This window comes from Veillonella dispar (assembly GCF_937975875.1).
Lineage (GTDB): Bacteria > Bacillota > Negativicutes > Veillonellales > Veillonellaceae > Veillonella > Veillonella dispar_B.
Genome location: NZ_CALJSP010000150.1, coordinates 1 through 1436 on the forward strand (window position 1 = coordinate 1; position 1436 = coordinate 1436).

Below are 1436 nucleotides of genomic sequence, written 5' to 3' on the forward strand. Positions count from 1 at the left end.
ACAGGCACAGATCGAAGCATTCTACGCTGTGCAGAAGAAGAAGTAAGGAGGGCCGCGCTGCACTTACATCGTAACCAGCTACGCCAGCCGCCGTATTTGCTACGGAATTAGAACCTAACGCAACGCCATCATCTTCTGTTACTTTCGCTTTATAACCTAATGCAGTACCTTTTTCACTTGTTGCAGTTGCATCCGCACCAAGTGCCGTACCAAAGTTACCTGCTGCAGAGGCACGTACGCCTGCTGCTGTCGCATTTGTGCCTGTAGCACCTTTATTATCATAGTTTGCATCAGCAGATGTGCCTTTAGCGCTGAAGAAGTTAGTTTGTGCCGCTTCTACAGCTTCTTTTACTGTATGGTATGTGCTATTTTTAATGCTGAAATCAGGTGCTTTGTAGGTAGAACCATTCGCTTGATACCCTGTGTATGTAGGGCCTGCAATGGTCATAGCCAAGTTATTATTTACATAACGCAATTGTTTAATCGTTGCAGCGTCATTATCATTTTGACCACCTGCTACGTTAACAATACGACGAGGCGTACCAGTATTACCAACTGCTACTACACCCGCTTCTGCAGGGTTTATTTCGTTGGTGAAAGCTGCATACGTGTTCACCAATGGACCATTGAATTCAGTACCAGCACCAAGGGCGATGGAGTTATTAGAAGAAATCTTCGCACCCGCACCTAATGCCATGGAGTTTTCACCCGTAACCTCTGCACCATTACCGATGGCTGTAGCATTGTTACTACTTGCTTTCGCAGCCGTACCAATAGCCATAGTACCCGCTTTACTAGCTTCCGCTGTACCACCGATGGCAAGAGCATTCGCTTCTAGTGCCTTTGCTTGACCACCTAAAGCGATGGCATTTAGCTGTCTAGCTTGTGCTGTTCTACCCATAGCAATCGCATTAGCACCTGTAGCATACGCCGTATTACCAAAGGCAAATGCATCTGTAGCAGTAGCACGAGAGGAATTACCCATTGCTACTGCATTAGCTGCTTTAGTTTTAGCATTAGAACCAAATGCCATAGAATCACTTGCCGCGGCTTCAGTACGCGCTTTTGTGCCGAATGCAAGAGAACGTGCACCTTCTGTTACAGTATTAGTATTACCATTATAGGCTGCGCTAGGTTCATTACCACTACCTGCTACAGTAATCGGCTCAGCTGCACCGATGGCAATGGATTGATCACCCTTGGATTGCGCAGAATAACCTAAAGCAAAACTACCCGTACCACTCGCCCAAGAAGTTGTACCAATAGCTGTAGAGAAATTACCTGTCGCTGCTGATTGGCGCATCATCGCTAGAGAGTTAAAGCCACTAGATAAGGAAGCCGTGCCAATAGCCATAGCAGATGGTTTTGTGGACTGTGCATAATTACCAAGGGAAAAAGATAAACCACCTGTAGCTTGTGCATAGTCGCCAATAGCC

The 1436-nt window shown here is 46.4% G+C and carries 1 pseudogene; it reads right to left on the reverse strand.

What is annotated here, in order from left to right:
• Nucleotides 1-1436, reverse strand: a pseudogene (locus Q7P05_RS07225) (hemagglutinin); the annotation flags it as partial.